This window comes from Pirellulales bacterium (assembly GCA_019636335.1).
GTDB lineage: Bacteria > Planctomycetota > Planctomycetia > Pirellulales > JAEUIK01 > JAHBXR01.
Window position 1 is genome coordinate 1 of sequence record JAHBXR010000040.1, and the last position, 18,154, is coordinate 18,154.

18 protein-coding genes are annotated in these 18,154 nt (G+C 63.2%); 8 read left to right on the forward strand and 10 right to left on the reverse strand.

Going from position 1 to position 18,154, the window contains the following annotated elements:
- Nucleotides 1-134: 134 nt before the first annotated feature.
- Nucleotides 135-1,913, reverse strand: a complete 1,779-nt coding sequence (locus KF708_23795) for a redoxin domain-containing protein (GenBank protein ID MBX3415728.1) — start codon at nt 1,911-1,913, stop codon at nt 135-137.
- 382 nt (nt 1,914-2,295) lie between these two features.
- Here KF708_23795 and KF708_23800 point away from each other — a divergent pair, with 382 nt between their 5' ends.
- A complete protein-coding gene (locus KF708_23800; protein MBX3415729.1) occupies nt 2,296-3,270 on the forward strand; it encodes a DUF1559 domain-containing protein in 975 nt (324 codons plus the stop codon).
- Nucleotides 3,270-3,659, forward strand: a complete 390-nt coding sequence (locus KF708_23805) for a hypothetical protein (protein MBX3415730.1) — start codon at nt 3,270-3,272, stop codon at nt 3,657-3,659. The genes KF708_23800 and KF708_23805 overlap by 1 nt, the downstream gene beginning before the upstream one ends.
- Before the next feature lie 38 nt (nt 3,660-3,697).
- Here the strand turns inward: KF708_23805 and KF708_23810 are convergent, their stop codons facing one another.
- The 5 genes from KF708_23810 to trpE form a co-directional block, all read right to left on the reverse strand.
- A complete protein-coding gene (locus KF708_23810) occupies nt 3,698-3,994 on the reverse strand; it encodes a hypothetical protein (protein ID MBX3415731.1) in 297 nt (98 codons plus the stop codon).
- 103 nt (nt 3,995-4,097) lie between these two features.
- Nucleotides 4,098-5,231 (reverse strand): o-succinylbenzoate synthase, encoded by a 1,134-nt coding sequence (gene menC, locus KF708_23815; protein MBX3415732.1) that lies wholly within the window; start codon nt 5,229-5,231, stop codon nt 4,098-4,100.
- A gap of 98 nt (nt 5,232-5,329) precedes the next feature.
- Nucleotides 5,330-5,920 (reverse strand): zeta toxin family protein, encoded by a 591-nt coding sequence (locus tag KF708_23820; protein ID MBX3415733.1) that lies wholly within the window; start codon nt 5,918-5,920, stop codon nt 5,330-5,332.
- Nucleotides 5,921-5,922: 2 nt separating this feature from the next.
- Nucleotides 5,923-6,291 (reverse strand): hypothetical protein, encoded by a 369-nt coding sequence (locus tag KF708_23825; GenBank protein ID MBX3415734.1) that lies wholly within the window; start codon nt 6,289-6,291, stop codon nt 5,923-5,925.
- 65 nt (nt 6,292-6,356) lie between these two features.
- On the reverse strand, nt 6,357-7,868 hold the full coding sequence (gene trpE / locus KF708_23830; protein ID MBX3415735.1) for an anthranilate synthase component I: 1,512 nt from the start codon (nt 7,866-7,868) through the stop codon (nt 6,357-6,359).
- Nucleotides 7,869-8,228: 360 nt separating this feature from the next.
- Here trpE and KF708_23835 point away from each other — a divergent pair, with 360 nt between their 5' ends.
- The 5 genes from KF708_23835 to KF708_23855 all read left to right on the forward strand — a co-directional run bounded on the left by KF708_23835 (nt 8,229) and on the right by KF708_23855 (nt 12,694).
- Nucleotides 8,229-8,738, forward strand: coding sequence for a UvrB/UvrC motif-containing protein (locus tag KF708_23835; protein MBX3415736.1), 510 nt, complete (start codon nt 8,229-8,231; stop codon nt 8,736-8,738).
- Nucleotides 8,739-8,764: 26 nt separating this feature from the next.
- Nucleotides 8,765-9,820, forward strand: a complete 1,056-nt coding sequence (locus KF708_23840) for a protein arginine kinase (GenBank protein MBX3415737.1) — start codon at nt 8,765-8,767, stop codon at nt 9,818-9,820.
- 498 nt (nt 9,821-10,318) lie between these two features.
- A complete protein-coding gene (locus KF708_23845) occupies nt 10,319-10,579 on the forward strand; it encodes a hypothetical protein (protein ID MBX3415738.1) in 261 nt (86 codons plus the stop codon).
- Between the two features lie 182 nt (nt 10,580-10,761).
- On the forward strand, nt 10,762-11,523 hold the full coding sequence (locus KF708_23850) for a hypothetical protein (protein MBX3415739.1): 762 nt from the start codon (nt 10,762-10,764) through the stop codon (nt 11,521-11,523).
- A 97-nt stretch (nt 11,524-11,620) separates the two neighbouring features.
- Complete coding sequence (locus tag KF708_23855) at nt 11,621-12,694, forward strand: ThiF family adenylyltransferase (GenBank protein MBX3415740.1); 1,074 nt, start codon at nt 11,621-11,623, stop codon at nt 12,692-12,694.
- 85 nt (nt 12,695-12,779) lie between these two features.
- On the opposite strand, the gene KF708_23860 is transcribed toward KF708_23855, so the two are convergent.
- The 4 genes from KF708_23860 to KF708_23875 form a co-directional block, all read right to left on the reverse strand.
- Complete coding sequence (locus tag KF708_23860; GenBank protein MBX3415741.1) at nt 12,780-14,312, reverse strand: sugar ABC transporter ATP-binding protein; 1,533 nt, start codon at nt 14,310-14,312, stop codon at nt 12,780-12,782.
- Between the two features lie 35 nt (nt 14,313-14,347).
- Nucleotides 14,348-15,595: an ABC transporter permease gene (locus tag KF708_23865; GenBank protein ID MBX3415742.1), complete on the reverse strand. Its 1,248-nt coding sequence runs from the start codon at nt 15,593-15,595 to the stop codon at nt 14,348-14,350.
- Complete coding sequence (locus KF708_23870; protein MBX3415743.1) at nt 15,592-16,689, reverse strand: substrate-binding domain-containing protein; 1,098 nt, start codon at nt 16,687-16,689, stop codon at nt 15,592-15,594. The genes KF708_23865 and KF708_23870 overlap by 4 nt, the downstream gene beginning before the upstream one ends.
- A 68-nt stretch (nt 16,690-16,757) precedes the next feature.
- Complete coding sequence (locus tag KF708_23875; protein ID MBX3415744.1) at nt 16,758-16,922, reverse strand: hypothetical protein; 165 nt, start codon at nt 16,920-16,922, stop codon at nt 16,758-16,760.
- A gap of 375 nt (nt 16,923-17,297) precedes the next feature.
- Between KF708_23875 and KF708_23880 the strand changes: the two genes are divergently transcribed.
- Nucleotides 17,298-18,149: a serine/threonine protein kinase gene (locus tag KF708_23880; protein MBX3415745.1), complete on the forward strand. Its 852-nt coding sequence runs from the start codon at nt 17,298-17,300 to the stop codon at nt 18,147-18,149.
- Nucleotides 18,150-18,154 lie beyond the last annotated feature (5 nt).

An 18,154-nucleotide genomic window follows, 5' to 3' on the forward strand; every position in this document is an offset into this window, starting at 1 on the left:
CGTCGTCGTGATTCACCTTATTTGATCTACCACAACGGCACGACGGCGTTTTGTAGGTCAGGTACGGCGTACCTGACGATCGATCGAGTTGGCCACGTCGAGCATGGTCAGGTACGGCGTACCTGACCTACGAGCTAAGGCTTCGTCACGCTGCCGGTCTGGAACCAGCCGATCAGCATTTCATCCCACGTCTGCTCGCCGAAATTGACTGTCTTCGACGGGTCGGGGTTGTTCGGGTTCTCGCTCGAATTGTCGAACACCGCCGTGCAGCGGAGCCGCGTCCCCTTGGGCATCAACTTCGGCTCGGCCAGATGGTAGGTGATCTGCCAATTGAAATCGTACTTGGGCACGTCGAGCAGGGTTTCCCTCGTGCCGTCGGGATACTCGGCTTCGTAGCGGAAGGCCTTGCCGCGCAGGTGCATGTGCGGCGTCAGGGCCAGCATGAGCCGATCCTCGGGGAAGCGGAAGTTCGCGTTGAACGTGGCGTCGGACTTGTGGGGCGGAATCGAGATCAGAAAGTTGATCGCCATGCCCGACTCGACCTGCTGCGTGACGTCCTTCGCGTCGATAAAGCGGAAGGCCAGTTGGCTGAGATCCTCGGCCGGCCGGCCATTCGGCGTGTAGTGCAATTGCATGACGAATTTGGTGCCCGCCTTGACGAACGCCGCCCGCCCTGGCTCGAGCCCCTGCGGTGGCACGCCGGGCGCGTAGGCGGCGATCAGGCGTCCCTTGAGAAACTCGTTGGCGGTACTGCCGCCAGGCGGAACGGCAAAGACCAGGATGTGATGCACCACGCCGCGATGGCCAGGGCGGGCTTCGCTGGCCCAGATCCATTTATCCTCGGTGAAGTGCGGATCGATCACGTAGTGTTCGTAGGGAACCGCGCCGGTGGCCGGAACCGGGAACGGCTTGTCGCTCATCGGAAAGACCGCGTCGGGCTCGCCGATGCCCCAGCCTTCAACGAACTGCGGCGGTGCCGGCGCCTGACTGAGATCCCCCGGCGGGCAACCTTCGTCGACCCAGGTGAGCAACATCTCGCGCTCGTCCTCGGGCAACTGGCATTCGTTGTCGAACTTGCCGTACTCGGGGCTGGCGAACCAGGGGGGCATGCGGCGTTCGCGCACCACTTCGGCAATCATCTCGGCCCAGGGTTGAGCGTCGTCGTAAGTCAGCAGCGGAAAGGGAGCAATCTCCCCATTGCGATGGCACTCGGTGCAGCGCTTGTGCAGTAGCCCCGCGATGTGCTCGGCATAGGTGAACGAGGGGTTCTCCGTGGCCACGCTGTTCGTGCGACCGATGCGGCAGCCTTGAAACGCCGTCTCGGCCACGGAGACTGCACTGCCCGCGAGCAGCTCGTCGAGCGCCTCGGCGAGATCTTCGCGCGTGGCCGCCGGCCGCTGCACGCCGACCTGGAATTGATCGTCGACCCGGCCGTGGTAGCGCACGACCCCCTCGCGATCGAGCACGAAGATCTCCGGCGTGCGCGACGCGCCAAACGACTCGGCCACCGCGCCGTCGGGATCCAGCAGCAAGGGAAACACGAGTTGCTCGTGGCGTGCGAAGGAGGCCGCCTCGGTGAGCGTGTCTTGCACGTTCGAATCGATGCCCAGAAAGGCGACACCGCGCTCGTCGTATCGTTTGGCGAGCTCGTTCAGCCGGCCGGCGTACAGTTTCACCAGCGGACACTCGACCCCGAGAAACGCGACAACGATCGCCTGCTTGTCGCCGAATTCATCGAGCGAGACTTTCTGTCCCAGCGCACTGTGCAGCGAGAAGTTCTCGATCTTCTGGCCGACGCAACGGGTCTCGGCCGTGGAGGGGTTGCGCGGCTCTTCGGCTCGCGTGGCGACGACCGTCAGGCTCAGGGTCACGAAGGTGGCGATTGCCAGCAGAGTTGATTTTCGTCTTCGCATCACGCGGATCTCCTTCGTGGCGTGCGAGCAGCCGGAACGACAGTCCCTTGCTCGCTGTTTTACTGAGGGAGTTTGTCAGCAGTTTCAAAAAGGGGACAGGAAGCACAATTCATCGCCGCGAATATCGGTGCTCACGGCCCAGCTTCCGCTTCGAATGCAGGGAGCCGCGCTGCAACCTACCGGAGCGCCGCCCGACCGGACACACCAGTTCTGGTAGGACTCCTGGATTAATCTCATTTTCAAGCCTCTCTCTCGCTCGCCCCCCTCAATCGCCGCCCTGGTGTTGATTTCACAAACAAAAGTATTTGACTAATCAAAAACAATTATTACACTGCCATAATAATTGGTTTTGATTGCCGGTTTTCTAGGGAGTTTTGCACCGATGAGGGGGTCTCGCTGGCTGCGTAGGGGTGGTTTCACCTTGATCGAGCTACTGGTGGTGATCGCCATCGTCGGGATGCTGATTGCCATTTTGCTCCCCGCGGTACAGGCGGCGCGCGAGGCCGCCCGCCGGGCCGAATGCTCGAACAACTTGAAGCAGATCGGGCTGGCGATGCACCTCTACCACGAGGCGCTCGGCTCGTTTCCTTCGGCCTACATTAGTCAGACTGGTGGCGGGGGAGTACACGGCGAGCCGGACCCGGCGACGCGCGACGCCGGGCCAGGCTGGGCCTGGGGCATGCTCATCTTGCCTTATGTCGAGTTGCAGACAGTGCAGCTCGCCTTCGATGCCAAGCTCCCCTGCTGGGCGCCCGAGAACGCCGCGGCGGCTCAAACGAAGGTGGCCATCTATCTGTGTCCCACGGCGACGGGAGAACAGTCCTCTTTCGACGTGAAGGACGCCGAAGGGAACGTTCTCGCGAACTTTGCCCGTTCGCACTACGTGGCGAATGTGGGGCAGGAGGAGCCGTGGGGCGTCGCACGCGACCGTTATCTCGGGCTGGTCGATGGCCCCCTCTATCGCAACTCGGGCACGCGTGTTGTCGACGTTAGCGATGGTCTGAGCAACACGGTCTTCTTGGGTGAGCATCACTCGGTGCTGAGCAGCAAGACCTGGGTCGGCGTGGTGCCGGGAGCCTCGGTCTGCCCGAGCGAGGAATTCGCCTTCTCGGAATGCGATTCGGCCGCGACGCTCGTGCAGGTACACAGCGGTCCGGCCAAGAGTGAGGATCCGCCGGCCATTCATCCGCCGAACAGCCCTCTCTGTCACGTCTGCCAGATGTACGCCCAGCATCCCGGTGGATGCAACGTGATGCTGGGAGACGGCAGCGTGCGTTTTATTTCGGACTACATCAATCAACTCACCTGGGCCGCGCTCTCCAGCCGTGCCAAGGGAGATCTGGTAGGGGAGTATTGATGATCGACGCCAAGGTTTCTCCACCGTCGTGCGGTCGACGAGCGCGTCGTACGCTGCTCGTGCTATCCGCTGTTGCAGGGCTAGGTCTCGCCGGCTGTGGACAGCCCACGGTCGCGCCGAATAACCTTCGTCTGACCACGACGCTGCGCACGGCCATCTCCGCGCGCAACACGGACTGGCTCGAGAAGAATGCCCAACTCGTGGCCGAACGCCATGCTGCCGGCGAGATGTCGGACGAAGCACGCGCGGCGTTCGAGGCGATTATTGCCGAGGCACGATCGGGAGACTGGGAATCGGCCGAACGAGACGTCGTGCGTCTGCAGGCGGCGCAGGCCCCCACCGCCGAACAGGTAGAAGCGGTGCGCCATCAACGTTCGGACGCTACGTAAGTGCGAGTGTCCAATCGAGTGATTGCCTCGCGTCGAGCCTAACAGGCGGCGGCGTGCTCGCACTTGTGCCCGTGGCGCGGATCGAAAGAAAAGTTGAATCCACGTTTGGGCGTCGCCCGAATGACGGTCGCGATCTCGTTGGCCGACATGCCGCGCTCGATCATGGCGTGTTTCAGGGCATTGATGTCTTCGGTCTGTCGCGCCCGGCGCCAAGCTTGCGAGACGACGGCGGCCGTGGCGATGACCGTTCCGCCCAGGATGCCGAGTGTGCCCAGGATCGCCCCCAACAAAATGCCCTGATCCTGTGTCAACGTGGTCACGACTTGTTGCAGCATGGCGAAGTCTCCCAACAGGGGCAAAAGGGGGCCGGTTACAGACATCTTCGCACGAAGATCAACAATATTGAAGCAATTTCGTCGCGGCGACGGGAACGATCGTCTACGGCCACGTGCCCGGCTCGATGCGCACGCTCTGTACGGTCATCGCCGCCAGGCGTTCCGGGTCGGGCGCGGCCCCCACGCCGGGTTCGTGCGAGGCGCTCACGTGCGGCACGCCTTCCGGGCCGGAGGCGAGTTCGATCGACGGCAGGCCCAGATCCTCGCGATAGAAACGCGCCGACGGAAAGATATCGGCCGGATAAGTAAAGTTGTCGAGCATGGCCAGCGCGACGCAGAGCTGCGCTCCGATGGCCGATTCGAGCATGCCCCCGACCCAGCAGGGGACGCCCGCCTCCTGACAGGCGTCGTGAATGGCGATGGCGTTGGTCAGGCCGCCGACGCGTCCCGGCTTGATGTTCACGTAGCGGCAGCTTCCCAAGTCGAGCGCCTGTTCGGCCCGTTCCACCGAAGAGATGCTTTCATCCAGACAGATGGCGGTGCGAATGGTCGACTGCAGCCGGGCATGATCGATCAGATCATCGTAGGCCAGCGGCTGCTCGATCATCTCGAGGTGGAAGTCGTCGAGCCGGCAGAGCAGTTCGATGTCGCCGAAACGGTACGCGCTGTTACAGTCGATGTGAAACTTCTGAGTGGGAAACTCCTGCCGCACGGCGCGGAGCATGTTCAGATCCCAGCCCGGCCGGAACTTTAGTTTGACGCGAGGGAAGCCGGCCTCGACGGCGCGGCCGATCGCCACGAGCAATTCATCGATCGAATCCATCACGCCGAAGTCCGCCCCCACCGGCACGGTATCGCGCTTGGCGCCGATCAGTCGATGGAGCGGCTTCCCCTGACGGCGCGCTTCGAGATCCCACCAGGCATTGTCGAGCGCTGCTTTGGCAAACGAGTTTCCCTTGAAGTGGGCCAGCGCCTGCTGCAGTTCCTGGCCGCTGCCGATCGCCTCGCCGACGACGGCAGGTCCCATCCACCGCGCCAACGTGGCAAACACGCCCCCGGCCCACTCGGGGCTGTAGCAGGGGGCCGCCAGCGGGCAGCTTTCGCCCCAGCCTTCGAGGCCGCCACTTTCCATCCGCACCAACACCGACTCGGCCGCGGCGTCTTCGCCATAGGCGGTGCGCCACGGTGAGATCAGCGGCATCCGCACGTGATAGAGTTCGATCGCTTCGATACGCATGAGCAAACGGCCTGAGGGTGAAGGGACAGGCGACTAGCGTAGCGGATGGGATGATTTGCAAGCCAGTGGTGCTGCGAAAGCTCGGCGCAACGACTCACTCATCGTGGCGTTTGAAGGTGCGAATCAAGCCATGCCGGAATGGTGGATCGATCCCCTTGGAGCTTGCCACGCTCAAATTGTGCCACCAAGCAATAAGGCTGGTTCAGATTGCTGTTGTCGAAAATCAGGACGTGTGGCAGATGTTGAATTGCGGATCGAAGGTTGGCGAATGTCCGAGGGAACCTCGCTATTAACTTGTCGTCAGGAACGTCATGGCCACCTTGGAGGACGCGAATGGCGACACGTTCCATGGACGTATCGACATTGGGTAGAGCGATGAAGCACAAGACGACTTCATAACCACGCTGTACCGCCCTTTCCAGGAAACGAATCTTTTCACCGAGTGGGTCTGAGAAGACCGTTTCAAAGGCGAAGCTCCAGCCTTGCTCGAGGTGGTTCTTGCGAAGTTCCTCGGCCATCGCGGCAGCGATGTAGGGATCGACACCGGAGGCGATCGCCAATTCATCGGCGTTGATGAACGGCAGTCCGCTGTCTGCCAGGTGCGCGAGGTAGAACGAAGTCTTGCCGGCTCCGTTGGGCCCTGCGATCGCAACGATCATAGGCCGCCGATCAAATGCGGCAAGGGCCATCTTTATGCAGCCGGCTCGAAGTGACGGCCTATGAAGCGGCCAATGGTTTCCGTCCCGTCGGCATCGATACGAATCAACAGGTCAGGTGAGTCCGGGTGCTGCTTGAAATGAGGAAATGGACGAGACTTTAAATACTCGAATACTCGCTGGCGACCTTCGTCCGAGTCGACGCTTCCGAGAAGCTCCGACAGCAGTATCGTTGCACCTTGTTCATGTAGTCGCCGTAGAGATTGGCCTTCGATGAATGGTTCAATTGAGCGGCCGAGCATGGCCCAATACTCAATTTGATCGCCGATCGAACGATTGGTCATGCTGCCGATCGACGCAGCGTCATCCACCAATTCGCTCGAAAGATCGATTTGCTTTCCCATGTCGGAATACTACTTCGATGGTGTTTCGGAGGCAACGTTTCCTGAGGCTGCACGCCTTCCTCGCCTCATCCTGCCAGCCGCGCTTCCGTGATCTCGATCGCCTTCAAGCTGCCGCGGGCTTTGTTGAGCGTCTCTTGATATTCTTCCGCCGGCACGCTGTCGGCCACGATGCCGGCCCCGGCCTGCACGTAGGCCTTCTGACCCTGCACGACGATCGTGCGCAGCGCAATGCAGGTGTCCATATTGCCGCGGAAGTCGAAGTAGCCCACCGCCCCGGCGTACGGTCCGCGGCGATGGGGCTCGAGCTCGTCGATGATCTCCATGGCCCGCACCTTGGGCGCGCCCGAGACCGTTCCCGCCGGCAGGCATGCCCGCAGTGCATCAAACGCATTCAGCCCCTCGGCCAGCTTGCCGTCGACGTTCGACGAGATGTGCATCACGTGGCTGTAACGCTCGATCGTCATCACATCGGTGAGCTCGACCGAGCCGTACCGCGCCACACGTCCCACGTCGTTGCGACCGAGGTCCACCAGCATCACGTGCTCGGCACGTTCCTTGGGATCGGCCAACAGTTCGGTCGCCAGTCGCTTGTCTTCCTCGTCCGTAGCGCCTCGCCGTCGCGTGCCGGCAAGTGGCCGCACGGTGACCTTGCTGTCGACGACGCGGACCATCACCTCGGGCGAGCTGCCGACCAGCGTCACGCTCGGCGTGCGCACATAGAACATGAAGGGACTGGGGTTCACGATGCGCAGCGTGCGATAAATCTCGAACGGTGGCGCGGAGATCTCCACTTCGAGACGCTGGCTGATCACGACTTGGAAGATGTCCCCCGCGCGGATGTATTCGACGCACTGCCGCACCGCCGCTTCGAAGTCTTCCTGGCGGAAGTTCGACTGGTAGGCGATCGTCGGGGTACCCTGCGTGCTGATGTCGCTCGGCTGCAGCTCGATCTGCGGATCGGAGAGCCGTTCGACCAGTTCGTCGATCCGCCGGCAGGCCTCCACATACGGGGCTTCGTCCGCAGGCTTCTGGCGATCCACTCGCGCCATAAAGACCACGACGATCGTCTTCTGCACGTGGTCGAAGATCACCATGTGATCGTAGAAGGCAAACGCCAAGTCGGGCAACTTGCGATCGTCGTGCGGCGCGTTCGGCAGCCGTTCCGTATAGCGCACCGTGTCGTATCCGGCGTAGCCGACGGCGCCGCTGCAGAAGGGGGGCAGCTCGGGCAAGGTCGCGGCACGCAACGCTTCGACGCGTCGCTCGAGCTCGGCCAGGGGATCGGCCGCCTCGAACGTCTCTTCCAACCGGCCGTCGGTCACGGTGACGGTCGAGCCGCTGGCCTCGATCTGCAGAAAGGGATCGGCCGCGACGAAGCTGTAGCGCCCCACTTTCTCGCCGCCGATGACGCTTTCGAACAGGCAGCCGCAGGCGCCGGCGTCGATCTTTTGAAAGGCGGTCACCGGCGTCAGCGTGTCGCCGATCAGCCGCCGATAGACCGGCACCAGGTCGTGATCGGCGGCCAGCGCCCGAAACGTCTGCCGGTCCGGAAAATGTCGCTCGCTGGGTGCAGCCATGTGGGATAGGTCACTGGGCCGTAGATCGGGGTTCGCGCCGGCACGCTCGACCAGCTCGATCGCGGCACCAGCTTACCAATAAGCGTCTCGCGGCACCAACCGGCCCTGGCCCGCTCGTCGGACTCGACGCCCAGCTTAGCCGGCTCGATAATCCCTCCGCTTCACTTGCACCCGACGGCCCCTATCGGCAACGCCACCCCCCGTCTCGCCGCGCCCCCCCAGCTCAGCTTGACACCCTACCGCGCCTAGCTAGAATCCCATTGTCAGCTAACAACTTGCGTGCAGTCGAGCGCCGTTTGTTGCACCTGTCTTGCGCCGTCGTGTCCGCAACCACCGTCACCCCAAGCTGATCGCGCGTCGATGAAATGTCAGAAGTGCGATAAGAACGCTACCTTCCACATTACCGAGCTCTCGGGCGGCAAGCCCGAGGAGCTTCACCTGTGCGAAGATCACGCGCGCGAGTACCTTACCAGTTCGGACGGGGGGAGCGAAGAAGCTCCGCTCAGCAGCCTCGCCGGGGCGCTCGCGCAGCAGATGCAAGTGGGCCAGACGGCCGAGGAACTGTCGCGCCTCGATCAGCGAACCTGTCCCGTGTGCGGCATCTCGTTCTTCGACTTCCGCAACAAGGGACGCCTCGGCTGCCCACACGATTACGTCTTCTTCGGCAAGGATCTCGAGCCCCTGCTGTTGAACATCCACGGCGAGACCGAGCATACCGGCAAGCGTCCGCGCCACTCGCCGCACGACACCGATTTCAAGACCGAGTTGATCCGGCTGCGGCGCGAGATGAAGGCGGCCGTGTCCGAAGAGAACTACGAACGCGCGTCGAAACTACGAGACGAGATCCGCCGCATCGAAGAACGCGAGTAGCCCGCGACGTGGAAATCAACGAACTGATGCAATCGATCGGCGAATGGCTGCGTGGCTCGGGCCCGCAGTCCGATATCGTCATGAGCAGCCGCATCCGGCTGGCGCGCAACCTGGCGGAGTTTCCTTTCATCAGCCGCGCCTCGACCAGCGACCGCGCCCAGATCGAGCAGACCCTGCGCGAGCGCATCCTGCAAATCGATTGGGAACGCAAGCTCCACTACGTCGACGTCAGCACGCTCGAAGGCGTGGACCGGCAGTTCCTCGTCGAACGCCAGCTCATCAGCCGCGAGCATGCCGAATCGGACGGCGCCCGCGGCGTCGCGATCGACAGCGGCGAGCAGGTCAGCCTGATGCTGAACGAGGAGGACCACCTCCGCATCCAGGTGATGCACTCGGGCTTCGACCTGGACGGGGCGTGGCAGCAGATCAATCGCATCGACGATCAGATCGAGGAACGCGTCACCTACGCCTTCCACAACAAGCTGGGCTACCTCACCGCCTGCCCCACGAACGTCGGCACCGGCATGCGGGTCAGCGTCATGCTCCACTTGCCGGCCCTGGTCATGACGCGGCAGATCGACAAGGTCTTCCGCTCGCTGCAGAAGATCCACCTTGCCGTGCGCGGCCTGTACGGCGAAGGGAGCCAGGCGATGGGTGACTTCTACCAGATCAGCAACCAGATCACGCTCGGCCGCTCGGAGGAAGTGCTGGTGAAGCACGTGGGGGACGTGGTGCCGGTGATCGTCGACTACGAGCGCCAGGCCCGCGAGGCCCTGGTGCGCGAGAGCCGCGACAACCTGCACGACCGTGTAAGCCGCGCCTACGGCACGCTGCGCAGCGCGCAGACGATCAGCTCGGAAGAGACGATGCACCTGCTCAGCAGCGTCCGCATGGGGGTGAACCTGGGGCTGATCAAGGATCTCGAAATCCCGGACGTGAACCGGATGTTCATCCACACGCAACCGGCCCATCTGCAAAAGCTCAGCGGCAGCGAGCTCGACACCGCCGACCGCAACATCGAGCGCGCCAGATACCTCCGCCGGTATCTAGCCCGCGGCGGCGAAGGTGCAGAAAAGAACTAGTCTAGTACCGCCCGCTCGATTGCTGTGTAGCACCGCTTGCTTGCTCTTTGTAGGTCAGGTACGAATGGCACTTCCTGAAGCGTTAAACTCCAGAGGACAAAGGCGTAAGCTATGCTGTCACCACGGTGGCAGCTTGCGTTGGTGAGGGTGTACGATTCAGAGTATGCGACGATCGCCCCACGATTCGCCGGGCGTCGCTGATTTACGCTCCGACAGCAACTCGTTGAAAGCCAATCACGATGGCACGACGAAGTTCATTGTTGTAAATCAGTTACGAACTCAGGAAGTGCCATTCAGGTCAGGTACCCGTACCTGACAATAACTCGGTGCGGACACAACAACATCGCGTAGGTCACGCACCCGTGCGTGACACTTCTTAGTGCAAGTTGTTCTCGCTTCGGTGCTATGCTCACAACGGAGTGAGATTTCACCGGGTGTTTACCCTCCGCCAGCACGCCGTGGTAGAATTGCAACAGAGCAATTTCACGAGCACTCCACATGACCAGTCCCGCCATCCAACTCGACGCCGCTACCTTCGCCCGGGCCGAGCAATTAGCGGCCGAGCGACGCTGCACGGTCCCCGAGTTGCTGCGCTCGCTGGTCGAGCAGACGCCTGTGGCGCCAACCGCCGTGGCGGGCGATCTTATGGGACTCATGTCGGACGAGCCGGAACTCGTCGACCAAATCATGGACGACGTCTATCGTACGCGCTCCAGGCAAAAGCTCCGGGTAGACTCCAATGGATCGAGCGGTGCTTGATACCGACTTCTGTCGGAACTGCTGAAGGGGCGCAACGTGCAGGTCACGAACCGCGCGGCCCTCTATCTTCAGCAGTTCGGTCGACTGACGCTCACCACTACGCCGTTCCCCGGAATTTGCGAAGGTCGCTGCTTTTTCAAATCCGCAACTCACTTCGAGTTCCACTCGTGCGAGGCGCCCGAATGACTGGTCATCAGCATGATGCGTTTCCTCCTGGAGTAGTCGAAAAGCTTAAGACATATGTCTATCGACTAATCGATCCGCGCAACGGCGAGACTTTCTACGTGGGGAAGGGGCAGGGCAACCGAGTTTTCGCGCATATCCGCGGAGAGAAAGGAACTGTCGGTGATGACCTCGAAAGCAAGATCAAACGCATCTATGAGATTCGCCTGGCAGGTTTCGAGGTGGCCCACGTAATTCATCGTCATGGTATGGATGACAAGACTGCTTTCGAGGTGGAAGCCGCTTTGATCGACGCGTATCCAGGGTTAACCAACATTGTGGGAGGAGCTGGCGGCGACTACGGCACCATGCATGCCGAGGAAATTATTAACCGATATTCAGCCAAGCCAGCAGTTTTTCACCACAAGGCAATCCTTATTAGTGTAAATCGAACCGCGTCTGAGCGACCTCTATATGACGCAGTTCGCTTCGCCTGGAAGATAAGCAGCCGAAAGGCTGCTCAAGCTGACGTGATTCTTGCAACGAAGCAGGGATTAATTGTGGGGGCCTTTGTGGCGGAGCGGTGGCTGGCCGCCACTGCAGCGAACTTTCCAGGCTTTTCAGACGTTGACGTGGCAACTGATCGACTCGGCTTCATCGGCAAAGAAGCGCCCGTAGAGATGATGCAATTGTATGTTGGAAAAAGGGTTCCAGACGAATTCAGAAAGCGCGGCGCTTCCAACCCCATCAAGTACACGTGGAATAGTCGCAATGACCGATAGAAGGTAGAGAGACCGGTGGACTGAGTGCCTGAGATGAGACGCCCATCCCAGTTCGGTTCCTGCGCGTCATAGCATTTTCCGCTAGAATCACCCAGTGATGAAGGACTCAGCCCAATCAAACTCCAACTCCGATTCACCAATCGCCCTCGCCCGCTATCACCGCCAGATCCTCTTTCCCGACTTCGGGCACGAGGGACAGGAACGGTTGCTCGCCTCGCGGGCGCTGGTGTGTGGCTGCGGGGCGCTCGGGACAGTCATTGCTCAGACGCTCGTCCGCGCCGGGGTGGGGCAGGTGCGGATCGTGGATCGTGACTTTGTCGAGCTGAACAACTTGCAGCGGCAGGTGCTCTTTGACGAAGAGGATGTCCGCCGGCGGATGCCGAAGGCCGTGGCCGCGGCCGAGAAGTTGCGCCGTGTCAATTCGGAGATCACCGTCGAGCCGATCGTCGCCGACATCGAGGCCGCGAACATCGCCGAGTTGGCCGACGGCGTGGGCGTGATCGTCGATGGCACCGACAACTTCGAGACCCGGTTCCTGGTCAATGACTACTGTGTGAAGCACGATCTGCCCTGGGTCTACGGCGGTTGCATCGCCGCCGAAGGGCAGACGATGACCATCCTGCCGCACGACACCCCGTGCCTGCGCTGCCTGATGCAGGAAACGCCCCCCCCGGGCACCACCCCCACGTGCGACACGGCCGGCATCCTGGGGCCGATCGTCAACGTGATTGCCTCGATCGAATCGCTCGAAGCGATCAAGATCTTGAGCGGCCATCGCGAGGCCGTGAATCGCACGCTGATGGTCTTTGAGTTGTGGGACAATCACCTGCGACAGGTAAAGGTCGCCTCGCTGCGTGAGCGCGGCGATTGCCCCACGTGCCACAAGGGCGAATTTCCCTGGCTCGAAGGAGAACGCGGCAGCCAGTCGGCCATCCTCTGCGGTCGCAACGCGGTGCAACTTGCTCCGCCTTCGCGCGGACACCAGCTCGATCTGGAGTCGTTGGCAAAAAAGCTTGCCGGCACGGGCCGCATCGAACGGAACCCCTTCTTACTGCGGCTCGAAGTGGGAGAGAACGTGCTAACAGTCTTCCCCGACGGGCGAGCCATCATCGGCGGCACCGACGACGTGGCCACGGCCCGCACGCTCTATGCTCGCTATGTGGGAAGCTAATGGTTTCGAAGTAGGTCAGGTACCCTGTACCTGACACTGTTCGACATGGCGGACTCGAATGATTGTCAGGTACGGAGTACCTGACCTACTTTGCGGCTTCAGCCGCGGCGCCGAGGGTGGCCGCTTCGACGATCCGTTCTTCCGTGGCATTGGTGCGATCGAATTCGGCGGTCAGGCGGCCTTCGCAGAGCACCAGGATGCGGTCGCTCACCGTGAGCAGCTCGGGCAGCTCGCTCGAGGTGACGATGATGCCCAGCCCTTTGCGGCAGAGGCGATCCATCAGGCGATAGAGCTCTGCCTTGGCGCCGACGTCGATGCCGCGCGTGGGGTCGTCGAGCAGCAACACCTTGGGGCGCGTGAGAAGCCAGCGTCCGATGATCGTCTTCTGTTGATTGCCCCCGCTGAGGCTGGTGATGGGGGCCTCGATGCCGGCGCTCTTCACGCCCAGCTCGGAGACGGTTTGGGTGGCCATCTGCCGTTCGCGCGAGCGGCGCACGAGGCCGAGCTGCGTGGCGTCTCCCAAGGTGCAGATCGTGGTGTTCGCGCCGACGGAGAGTTGTGGAAAGAGCCCCAGCCGCTTGCGATCTTCGGTCACGAGCGCGATGCCCGCCTGACGCGCCTCGCGCGGATGGGCGAAGCGCACGACGCGGTCTTCGAGCAGCACGCGTCCTGCGAACGGCAAGGGGGCCGCGCCGAAGAGGCATTCGAGCAACTCGGTCCGCCCGGCCCCCATCAAGCCGGCGATGCCCAGGATCTCGCCGCGGTGCAGCTTGAAGCGGATGTCGCGCAGGCGCCAGCCGCGGGCATGCCCCGGCCAGGCGAGCGACAAGCGATCGACTTCGAGCACGACATCGCCCGTCTGACGCGGCTCGAAATGGGTCCCCTCGATCTCGCGTCCCACCATCAGGTGCGTGATTTGCCGCGGCGAGGCGTGGGCACGCTCGACCGTTTCGACCAGCCGGCCGTCGCGCAGCACCGTGATGCGATCGGCCAGGCGGAAGACTTCGTCCATCTTGTGCGAGATGTACAGGATCGTCACGCCGCGCTGCCGCAGCCGCGCGATGACGCGGTCGAGCCGCGCGACTTCGCTCTCGGTCAGGGCGCTCGTGGGCTCGTCCATGATCAGCACGGCCGACCGCAGGGCGAGCGCCTTGGCGATTTCGACGAGCTGCTGATCGCCCACGCGGAGCGTGCTCACCAGGGCGTCGGGCGAGACGTGGCACTCGAGCTCGGCCAGCAGCGCGCCGGCCTTCTTGCGCATGGCCCGGTGGTCGAGCAGGCCCAGTCCGCGGCGCAGCTCGCGCCCCAAGAAGATATTGGCCGCCGCCGAGAGCTGCGCTACCTGGTTCAACTCCTGATGCACGATGGCGATCCCCGCCTGCTCGGCGTCGCGCGTGCCACGAAACTGCGCGGGCGTGCCTTGGATGGCAATCTCCCCCTCGAAGTTCGGCACGATGCCGGCCAGGATCTTCATCAGCGTGCTCTTGCCGGCGCCGTTTTCCCCCACGATGGCGTGCAGTTCGCCCGCGCGGATGTCGAGCGAGACATCGTCGAGCGCGACGACGCCGGGATAGCGCTTCGTCACGTGGCGGATCGAGATGATGGGCGTGTCGGCCACGGCGGCGTTCCGAACGCGAGAGGGGCAGCTAAGTGTTATTCGTTGCCGACGGCGGGCGCCCGCGCGGCGCGACGCTCCCACAACTTGATGCCCCCGAGCAAGACGAGCGCGATCCCCCCGGCGATCGCCCCCAGACGGACCGTGCCCAGCCGGCTCGTCGGCCCAAACGCGATCGCCGTCTGCACGGCGACGAACAGGATGAGCGCCAGGCCGGCCAGCGAGCCGAGTGCCCCGGCGAAGAAGTGCCGCCGTGCGGCGCGCGACTGACGCAGCTCGTTGAACGCCACGGCCAGGACGACGAGGATGCCGACGATCAACCCTTCGTACACGTCGGCGCCGGTCTTGATGAGCTTCGAGACGGCGTCGATCACCACGCGCAGGAACGTCACGCCCAGCACCACGCCGGGCACGGTGCCGACGCCCCCTTGCAGGCTGCAGCCACCCACCACGGCGGCGGCGATGGCGTTCAGTTCGTAGCCGCGCCCCAGCGTCTGCGGGTCGGCCACGCTCTGGTCGCCGATGTAGAGCATGCCGGCCAGCGAGGCGGTCATCGCCCCCAGGCAATAGGCCAGCCACTTCAACCGATCGGTGCGGATGCCGCTCAGCCGGGCTGCCTCTTCGTTGCCCCCCAGCGCGTAGAGGTGCCGGCCGACGACGGTCGAGTTGAGCAGGATCCACATCGCGATGGCCAGCAGCGCGAACAGCACTGCGGGAATCCAGACGCTGGTAGCGAGATAGCGGAACGACGTATCGTAGATCTGAATCTGCGTGCTCTTGCCGCCGAGCATTTCGGCCGTGACGTTTTCGACCAGCGAGCGGCCAAAGCTGCGCAAGCCGACCAGCGTGGCCAGCGTGGCGACAAAGGGAGGCAAGCCTACGATGGTGATGAGCCACGTGTGCAGCGTGCCGATGAGAAAGCCGACGGCCAACGTGGCAAGCATGGCGACCGTGATGACGCCGGCGCCGACGGGTTGCGCGTCGCGCATCGCCTCGGGAGCGAGGATCAGCATCACCGTGGCGCAGACGGTGCCGCTGAAGGCGATCACCGAGCCGCTCGAAAGATCGATGCCGCCGGCGATGATGACGATCGCGCTACCCAGGGCGAAGATCCCCAGCATCGACATCTGCCGCACCACGTCGACGAAGCTGTCCCACGGCTGGCGGCTGTAGATGTGCAGCGGGTCGAGACGTTCGGTCAACACGAGCACGAAGAGAATGGCGACCAGCAGGCCCCATTCGCCACGCTCGAAGATGCGTCGCCAGCCGCGCGTCCCCTGGTTCATGACCCGGTCAGTCCGTACTTCGCCAGCCAGGCCTTGAAGTCGCTCAGCTTCAGATACTCGGTCTTGCCGCTGAATTGCTCGGGCTCGAGGGGCGAACCTTCATCCGGCACGACCACCTTCAAACCGGTGTCGATGATGTCACCCTCGGGCTGGCCGAAGTTGGGCAGCATCTCGGCCACGGCGGCCTGGTCGTCGTTGACCAGGGCCTGCATCAGGCGAATGCCCTGGTACCCCATCTCGAAGGGGTTCTGCACGATCATGGCGTCGATATCGCCGGTACCCATCTGTTCGATGGCATTCGGTTCGGCATCGAAGGCGACGATCGTCATCTCCTGGCGCTTGCCGAGCTCGCGCACGACGTCGGCGATGGCCGGTGCGTTGTACGACCAGATGCCCACCAGCGTATTCACGTCGGGATGATTGCGAATCGCATTGCGCACGTTGTCGCGGGCACGGGTCCGATCGTTTTCATCCCCCATGCGATCGAGCTCTTTGAACTTCTCGCCCGCACCCTGCACGAAGCCGTCCATGCGCTCGATAGCGTTCTGCGCGCCCGTGCGTCCGACGAACTGCACGAACGCTCCGCCGTCGGGGCGCAATCCCTTGGCGGCAATGCCCAACTCACGACCGCCCGCCAGGTTGTCGGTGCCGACGAAGGCGGCCCGAGCATCGCGAAACTTCTGCCGGTCGAGGTCGGAGTCGATCGTCAGCACGACGACCCCTTTTTCGCGCAGCTTGCGCAACTGATCGGCGATGGCGACGTTGGCGGCGTCGGTGGCCGAGATGCCCACGGCGACGATATCGGCCTGCGTGCCGAACTGACGCAGCTTTTCGATCTGCCCGGCGGGGGTGGCGTCGTTCGTTTCGAGGACGGCGTTCACGCCCAGATCGGCCGCGGCCTTGTCCATGCCCGCGCGCACCGCATCCCAAAAGGGAGAGTTGCCATTCATGAGCAGGACGTAGCGGCCACCACCGGCGGCCGCGGCCCCAGCTCCGCCTGGCTTATCCGCGGTCGAGGCCGTGCAACCGGCCAGGCAGGCCAACAGCCCGAGCGCGACGAAACGCCCGGCACGAGCGCACGAAGATCGAGTCATCTGCATGTGCCTTCCCTACACAAGAAGCAGAATCCGCAGTACGGCCACGAGCAGGCCGACGGCGAGCTCTACGGAGCGTCGGTCGTGCCCGACGGAGCGGGACCCGGCTCGGCGGCCGGAGCGGTGGCGGGGGGGGCCGTGCTGCCGGTTCCTTCAGGCTTCTTGCAGCCCGTGAACGCAGCCACCACACCCAACAGAATCAGGGACGCACCCCACAGTTTGAACCGCGACATCGAAACTACCTCCCAAAACTTGAACAAACTTCGAAAACGCTTGCACGAGCGGCTCGATTTGTAGCGTAATCGTGCGATTCTACGAGGCTCGCCAACAGGCCGCAAGTATTTGCGGCGATCGGTTTTGCCACTTGGCCGACGGGTGGGTTGCGCGGGGTGGGCGCGCGCCTCGCGCCTCAACCCGTGCGATGCTACGGTCGATACAATCGTTAGACCCTGTCCCGCAACTCATCTGGCAAGCGTCGCTCACGTGTCGTCCTGGCGTCGGTACCCGCCCGACCTCAGGCATGGCACGGCCGCAGCTTGCTTCCAAACTTCATGGCCACGTCCACGCGACCGTTCGCGCCTGCTACCGCTCTGCCGACGGCACCCGGCGTGGGCACTCGGCTCGACGATTGGGAGCTGGTGTCGCGCGTGGCCGAGGGGCACGTGACGACCTTCTACCAGGCGCGGGTCGCCGGCCAGTCGACGCAGACGGCGCCGGGCTATGCCGTGAAGCTGCTCGAGCCGCGCTTCGAACAAGATGCCCGCGCGATTGCCGAGATCGAGCGCGAGGCGCACGTCGGCCGGCAGGTCACGCACCCGCACCTCGTGCCGATTCTCGCGGCGCGCGTCAGTCGAGCGCCCTACTATGTCGTGATGCCCTGGCTGGTCGGTTCGACGCTGGCCGAACTGTTGGCGGGAGACATCCGGCCGGGCGTGGCGGCCACGCTCTGGATTGCCCGGCAAGTAGCCGAGGCGCTCGACGCATTGCACGCCAAGGGATGGATGCACGCCGACATCAAGCCGAGCAACATCTTTCTTTCGGCCCAGGGGCACGTGACGCTGTTAGACCTGGGCTTTGCCCGGCATCGCGACGAACAGACGTCGGCGCTCGATCGTTGCGTGACTGGCACGCCCGAATACATGGCGCCGGAGATGGTCACATCGACGTTGCGTCCCGACATTCGCAGCGATCTGTACAGCCTGGGCGTGACGCTCTACAAGCTTCTCTCCGGGAGGCTTCCCTTCCTGGCGACCGAGATCGGCGAATTGCTGCAGGCCCATCGCCAGGCCGAGCCGCCGGAGTTGCGTCGACTCGTGCCGGCCATTCCGCTGGAGGTCTCGCACCTGGTGCGCGAGTTGATGGCCAAAGAACCCTTGCGCCGGCCGCAATCGCCACGCGAGTTGATCGAGCGACTCTTCTCGCTCGAGATCAAGTTCTTCGCCGATCGCTCGGCTGCTTAATCAAG

Excerpts from the sequence above, each read along its gene's own strand:
- KF708_23865 (MBX3415742.1), bottom strand. The coding sequence starts at position 15,595 with ATGAACCAGGGGACGCGCGGCTGGCGACGCATCTTCGAGCGTGGCGAA.
- KF708_23820 (MBX3415733.1), bottom strand. The coding sequence starts at position 5,920 with ATGGCCCTTGCCGCATTTGATCGGCGGCCTATGATCGTTGCGATCGCA.
- KF708_23825 (MBX3415734.1), bottom strand. The coding sequence starts at position 6,291 with ATGGGAAAGCAAATCGATCTTTCGAGCGAATTGGTGGATGACGCTGCG.
- KF708_23810 (MBX3415731.1), bottom strand. The coding sequence starts at position 3,994 with ATGCTGCAACAAGTCGTGACCACGTTGACACAGGATCAGGGCATTTTG.
- KF708_23875 (MBX3415744.1), bottom strand. The coding sequence starts at position 16,922 with ATGTCGCGGTTCAAACTGTGGGGTGCGTCCCTGATTCTGTTGGGTGTG.
- trpE (MBX3415735.1), bottom strand. The coding sequence starts at position 7,868 with ATGGCTGCACCCAGCGAGCGACATTTTCCGGACCGGCAGACGTTTCGG.
- KF708_23805 (MBX3415730.1), top strand. The coding sequence starts at position 3,270 with ATGATCGACGCCAAGGTTTCTCCACCGTCGTGCGGTCGACGAGCGCGT.
- KF708_23855 (MBX3415740.1), top strand. The coding sequence starts at position 11,621 with ATGAAGGACTCAGCCCAATCAAACTCCAACTCCGATTCACCAATCGCC.
- KF708_23795 (MBX3415728.1), bottom strand. The coding sequence starts at position 1,913 with ATGCGAAGACGAAAATCAACTCTGCTGGCAATCGCCACCTTCGTGACC.
- KF708_23870 (MBX3415743.1), bottom strand. The coding sequence starts at position 16,689 with ATGACTCGATCTTCGTGCGCTCGTGCCGGGCGTTTCGTCGCGCTCGGG.
- menC (MBX3415732.1), bottom strand. The coding sequence starts at position 5,231 with ATGCGTATCGAAGCGATCGAACTCTATCACGTGCGGATGCCGCTGATC.
- KF708_23850 (MBX3415739.1), top strand. The coding sequence starts at position 10,762 with ATGACTGGTCATCAGCATGATGCGTTTCCTCCTGGAGTAGTCGAAAAG.
- KF708_23840 (MBX3415737.1), top strand. The coding sequence starts at position 8,765 with ATGCAATCGATCGGCGAATGGCTGCGTGGCTCGGGCCCGCAGTCCGAT.
- KF708_23845 (MBX3415738.1), top strand. The coding sequence starts at position 10,319 with ATGACCAGTCCCGCCATCCAACTCGACGCCGCTACCTTCGCCCGGGCC.
- KF708_23835 (MBX3415736.1), top strand. The coding sequence starts at position 8,229 with ATGAAATGTCAGAAGTGCGATAAGAACGCTACCTTCCACATTACCGAG.
- KF708_23800 (MBX3415729.1), top strand. The coding sequence starts at position 2,296 with ATGAGGGGGTCTCGCTGGCTGCGTAGGGGTGGTTTCACCTTGATCGAG.